Origin of the sequence: Enterococcus silesiacus, from assembly GCF_001886225.1 — a bacterium.
Classification (GTDB): domain Bacteria; phylum Bacillota; class Bacilli; order Lactobacillales; family Enterococcaceae; genus Enterococcus_L; species Enterococcus_L silesiacus.
Genome location: NZ_JXLC01000046.1, coordinates 1 through 5130 on the forward strand (window position 1 = coordinate 1; position 5130 = coordinate 5130).

Consider the following 5130-nt stretch of genomic DNA (forward strand, 5'->3'; position numbering starts at 1 on the left):
TTGATGGAAAGACAGGAATAAGAGAGAAAAAGGATGCCCAGTTTTCAGGCTATTGGATAGGACCAAGCGGTACACGTCAAACACTAAGTGAGTTTACAGAACTAATCCAAAACTACGATGGTTCACAACCAGGAACATATGTAAGAGAACAAACCAAGTGATGTTTTAACTAGAATTGATTAGTAATTATTGACTAAGAAACAGTTTTCCTGTAAAGTATACCTGTATGGAAACGTACCGTCTTTTACTTGGTTGTGCGAATCACCAACGCATTACTCAGTAAGAAGATGACTATTAAAGAAGAGGTGAAAAACATGGCAATGTCAAAAGAAAAGAAAAACGAAATCATTAGCGAATACGCTCGTCATGAAGGAGATACTGGTTCACCAGAAGTACAGATCGCTGTATTAACTGCTGATATCAATCACTTGAATGAACACGCTCGCGTTCACAAAAAAGATCACCATTCTTACCGTGGACTAATGAAAAAAATTGGTCACCGTCGTAACTTGTTAGCTTACCTACGTAAGACTGACATTCAACGTTACCGCGTATTGATCGAACGTTTAGGATTACGTCGTTAATCAAACAAAGAAAAGCGAGATTCGTAACGAACCTCGCTTTTTAGCTTATGTAAAAGCAAAGGTTGAGTATCCTTAAAATACTAAAAAATCATCATCTTTGGAAAGTTTGAATGAATCTACTAACCAAATAAAAGGACTCAATTCTTTTGAATCTTTTCATTTGTTTAGTAGTACTCTAACTTTTCCGAAGAATCAAAGGAGAAGAAGTACATGTCAGAAAAACAAGTGTTCAAAACAACTTGGGGCGGACGTCCCTTACAAGTTGAAGTTGGTCAATTAGCCAAACAAGCAAATGGTGCAGTATTAGTTCGTTATGGAGATACAGTGGTACTAAGTGCGGCTGTTGCATCAAAAGATGCGAGAGATTTTGATTTCTTTCCATTAACAGTGAATTACGAAGAGAAAATGTACTCTGTAGGGAAAATCCCAGGTGGATTTATCAAACGTGAAGGTCGCCCAAGTGAACGCGCAACATTAACGGCTCGTTTAATCGACCGTCCGATCCGTCCGATGTTTGCTGAAGGTTTCCGTAACGAAGTACAAATCACAAATACTGTCATGAGTGTAGAACAAGATTGCACACCAGAAATGGCGGCAATGTTTGGTTCATCTTTAGCTTTAGCAATTTCAGATATTCCATTTGATGGACCAATCGCAGGTGTTGATGTGGGTCGTGTTGATGGCGAATATGTATTGAACCCAACTGTTGAACAATCTGAAAAAACAGATATCGAATTAACGGTTGCTGGAACGAAAAAAGCGATTAATATGGTTGAAAGTGGTGCCAAAGAAGTATCGGAAGAAGATATGCTTGGTGCGTTACTTTTCGGTTTTGATGCAATCAAAGAATTAGTTGCTTTCCAAGAAGAAATCGTTGCCGCTGTCGGTAAAGAAAAAATGGAAATCAAATTATTACAAGTAGATGCTGATTTGAAAAAAGAAATCTTCGCGGCTTACTATGCTTCAATGAAAGAAGCAGTTATGACCGAAGAAAAACTTGCTCGTGAAGTCAATATCGATGCCATCAAAGATCAATTAAAAGAAGCGTATGCTGAAAAATTTGCTGGTCACGAAGAAGAAGCGCAAGTAGCAAAAGAAGTAAAACAAATCGCTGAAGATTTAGAAAAAGACGTGGTTCGTGAATTGATCACGATCGATAAAATCCGTCCTGATGGTCGTAAATTAGACGAAATCCGTCCTTTAGCATCAGAAGTTGGTATTTTACCACGTGTTCATGGTTCTGGATTGTTTACTCGTGGACAAACACAAGCGTTGTCTGTAGTAACTTTAGCACCGCTTGGTGAACATCAAATCATTGATGGTTTAGGTGTAGAAGACAGCAAACGTTTCATTCATCATTATAACTTCCCACAATTCTCTGTTGGTTCAACAGGTCGTGCAGGCTCTCCTGGTCGTCGTGAAATCGGTCACGGTGCTTTAGGCGAACGTGCGATGGCGCAAGTGATTCCAAGTGAAGCGGATTTCCCTTACATGATCCGTGTGGTATCAGAAGTTTTAGAATCAAATGGTTCTTCTTCTCAAGCAAGTATTTGTGCGGGCATCTTAGCATTGATGGATGCTGGTGTACCAATTAAATCACCAGTTGCCGGAATCGCAATGGGACTTGTCAGCGATGGCGAAAACTATACGATTTTAACAGATATCCAAGGGCTAGAAGATCACCTAGGCGACATGGACTTTAAAGTTGCTGGAACAAAAGACGGAATCACAGCACTACAAATGGATATCAAAATCCAAGGAATCACTGAACAAATCTTGACAGAAGCATTGACTCAAGCGAAAAAAGCCCGTATGGAAATTCTTGCTGAATTGACATCAACATTGGCTGAACCTCGTCCAGAGTTAAGCAAGTATGCACCTAAGATCGAAATGATCCAAATCGCTCCAGCTAAAATCAAAGATGTTATTGGTAAAGGCGGAGAAACCATCAATGGGATCATCGATGAAACTGGCGTGAAGATCGACATCGATCAAGAAGGTAATGTAAGTATTGCTTCTGCTGATGCAGATATGATCAAAAAAGCGATCAAGATCATTGAAGAGTTGACAAAAGAAGTTGAAGTTGGACAAGTTTACCTTGGTAAAGTCGTTCGTATCGAAAAATTCGGTGCATTCGTTAACCTGATCAAAGGGAAAGATGGTCTAGTTCATATTTCTCAATTAGCGAATGAACGTGTAAATAACGTTGAAGACATCGTAAAACTTGGCGATGAAGTGCTTGTAAAAGTGACTGAAATCGATAAACAAGGCCGTGTGAATGTTTCACGTAAAGCGTTATTGGCTGAAGAAAATAAAGAAAAATAAATAGATTGAATAAGTAGGTTGGGACAGGAGTGTTTAATCCCGAGAAATAAGAAGGAATTCACGAAAATTGCTCTTCAAATTTTTGTGAATTTCAGCTTATTTCCGAAGGGATTGCTTCTGCTCCCACCGTTTATACGTATTCCAAGTGAGTGGGATATGACTCAAAGAGTTATGTCCCACTCACTTTTTTGTTTTGAGTAGAAAGTCAGTTAGCCAAAGCTTCTTCTGTAGAAATAGCTGTCGTTTGATTCCGACTGACCTCATTTAGTTGTTTTTCAGCACTGGTTAGTAAAAGCTCGAACTCTTTGTTAAATGTCTGAAAGAGCTTTGAACAAGCATAATATTGTTTGACGACCTGTTTTTTATTGATGGGTGTATTTGGGTTGTTAAAATATTTTTCCAATGTTGTTAACGGTTCTTGCCAAGAAGCTAACCGTTCTAATGTGTCGCGAAGATCGATAATTTCTTGATAAGGAACAGCTTTGATACAATGTGCGGAATTTTTCATAAGTAAGTTCTCCTTTTTTCTAGTGATTTTACCTGTTGATTTTTAAATGAGAAAAAGAAAAAACGATAGAGATTGCCGTCTCTATCGTGGCTCTGATTACAAGTCTGTAGCAGGATTCTTTCACCTATTTAGAAAAATTTCAAAAACTGTCTAGAAATTCTTACAAAAATTAGGTACAATAAAGAAGCTAGTGCTACGGTGCTAGTACTCAGGCAACTTGGATGGAGAGTTATGGCTTTCCATTTAAGGCTTCATCTTTTGGTTGGTGCCAATGATGAAGTGCCTGTTTTTCTTTTTCTCAAAATTTATAGGATAGAAAACAAAAAAGACGGTTACAGCTATAACTGCAATCGTCTACAATAGGCAAGACAAAGAAACTCTATTTTTACTTATTCTTGAAAGGAGAAGGTTGGTAGTCTTCTGGCACACAAAAGAACGTAAAAATAAGAAAATGGCTTCCGCTATTGGCAAATTGTTTAGCAGTTATGGCTGTTAAGCAAGGCTTCGCTAGTTCGGTTGGTAGCCGTACCAGAAAGTGCCAATTTTATTATTTATTTTCATGTTAATTATTTCTATCCTATGCCATTCATTATACCCAAAGAAACGTTCGTTCGCAATAACAATTCTTACATTCCCTGATTAAATAACATCAAAAACGACTCTCTTATATATAAGGAAAAATAACAGAAAAAAATTTTGAATGACGCTTATTTTATCTTCTTAAAGAGAGGAATATTATGCAAAAAATCGATTTATTCTAAATTTTATAGAAAACAACCACGCTATTTGTTATGATTATATTATTAAACGAATTTAGTGAGGTATTTTATGGGGAAAGAAGTCAATAGTAATAAACAGGTTGCGTACCAGTATGCGACGGATATTTTTTTAGCGATGGATGTACTGAAAGATGCAAGTACAGTTCAAGAAGATCATCAAACAACCGTTGCTGGTAATACAAATGCAAAAGAAGCCATTCAGCTGGCAAAAAATGCGGCAACAGATATCGCCAATGCAGTAGGGCGAGCATCCAACAATTTAAAAAGCGTAGCGAATGAATTTGAAGCTGCGGACGCAACGATTCGGAAAATCATGCAGTCTTCAATGATTGCAGGTGCCGATAACAATCGCGGCTCAAAACCAACCTTACCATTTACTAATGGCCCTTTCGGAGGGAAGTAAATGACTGAAATAGAAGTAGAAGTGACTACTAGAAACGTGCGTCAATTAGAAGAAAGCCAACAAGAAAATGAAAATCAGCAACGCGGTATGGAACAAGCGATGGAATTATATCATGAGCATTTTCAACGTTCCAATACGATCTATAGTGAAATGAATGACACCTTTCACCGCAATGATTTCGCTCCGGTATTCCAACAAATGCAGGATGAAATTTACCATGAACGGCGCCAATTATTCGATCAGTTAGAAGAAGAGTTGGAAGAATTGAAGCGAGAAAACCGAGTGTTGGATGATCAGTTGTCAGAAGAACAATATAAACGACAACGGTTGTTAAACGAAGCGGACGAGGAGGAAACCAACAATGAGCAGTATTGATATGTACCTCTCGTCGGCGAATACCCAAGCAACAGGTGTTAGTGCATTAAGCAACAAGCATCATAATGGCTATAATCAGCTAGAAAAAAGTCTTCAACAATTCGCTGGAGATTCGGTCTTAAAAAGTGATTCCTACGATTCAGCGAAAGCTTTTTA

At 38.1% G+C, this 5130-nt stretch carries 5 protein-coding genes and 1 pseudogene; 5 read left to right on the forward strand and 1 reads right to left on the reverse strand.

The window, feature by feature from the left end; translation table 11 throughout:
* Window positions 1–314: 314 nt before the first annotated feature.
* From rpsO to RV15_RS19130, 3 genes and pseudogenes are all read left to right on the forward strand, one after another.
* Window positions 315–584, forward strand: coding sequence for a 30S ribosomal protein S15 (gene rpsO / locus RV15_RS18155; RefSeq protein ID WP_010770485.1), 270 nt, complete (start codon window positions 315–317; stop codon window positions 582–584).
* A 210-nt stretch (window positions 585–794) separates the two neighbouring features.
* A complete protein-coding gene (gene pnp, locus RV15_RS18160) occupies window positions 795–2909 on the forward strand; it encodes a polyribonucleotide nucleotidyltransferase (RefSeq protein ID WP_071879398.1) in 2115 nt (704 codons plus the stop codon).
* A gap of 9 nt (window positions 2910–2918) precedes the next feature.
* Window positions 2919–3050: pseudogene (locus tag RV15_RS19130) on the forward strand (DUF3788 family protein); the annotation flags it as partial.
* Window positions 3051–3114: 64 nt separating this feature from the next.
* Here RV15_RS19130 and RV15_RS18170 read toward each other — a convergent pair.
* Entirely contained in the window at window positions 3115–3417 is a 303-nt protein-coding gene (locus tag RV15_RS18170) for a hypothetical protein (RefSeq protein WP_071879400.1), read from the reverse strand.
* A gap of 828 nt (window positions 3418–4245) precedes the next feature.
* Here RV15_RS18170 and RV15_RS18175 point away from each other — a divergent pair.
* Together RV15_RS18175 and RV15_RS18180 are read left to right on the forward strand one after the other, a co-directional pair.
* Complete coding sequence (locus tag RV15_RS18175; protein WP_071879401.1) at window positions 4246–4599, forward strand: TIGR04197 family type VII secretion effector; 354 nt, start codon at window positions 4246–4248, stop codon at window positions 4597–4599.
* Window positions 4600–4974, forward strand: a complete 375-nt coding sequence (locus RV15_RS18180) for a DUF3958 family protein (RefSeq protein WP_071879402.1) — start codon at window positions 4600–4602, stop codon at window positions 4972–4974.
* Window positions 4975–5130 lie beyond the last annotated feature (156 nt).

Excerpts from the sequence above, each read along its gene's own strand:
- rpsO (WP_010770485.1), top strand. The coding sequence starts at position 315 with ATGGCAATGTCAAAAGAAAAGAAAAACGAAATCATTAGCGAATACGCT.
- pnp (WP_071879398.1), top strand. The coding sequence starts at position 795 with ATGTCAGAAAAACAAGTGTTCAAAACAACTTGGGGCGGACGTCCCTTA.
- RV15_RS18170 (WP_071879400.1), bottom strand. The coding sequence starts at position 3,417 with ATGAAAAATTCCGCACATTGTATCAAAGCTGTTCCTTATCAAGAAATT.
- RV15_RS18175 (WP_071879401.1), top strand. The coding sequence starts at position 4,246 with ATGGGGAAAGAAGTCAATAGTAATAAACAGGTTGCGTACCAGTATGCG.
- RV15_RS18180 (WP_071879402.1), top strand. The coding sequence starts at position 4,600 with ATGACTGAAATAGAAGTAGAAGTGACTACTAGAAACGTGCGTCAATTA.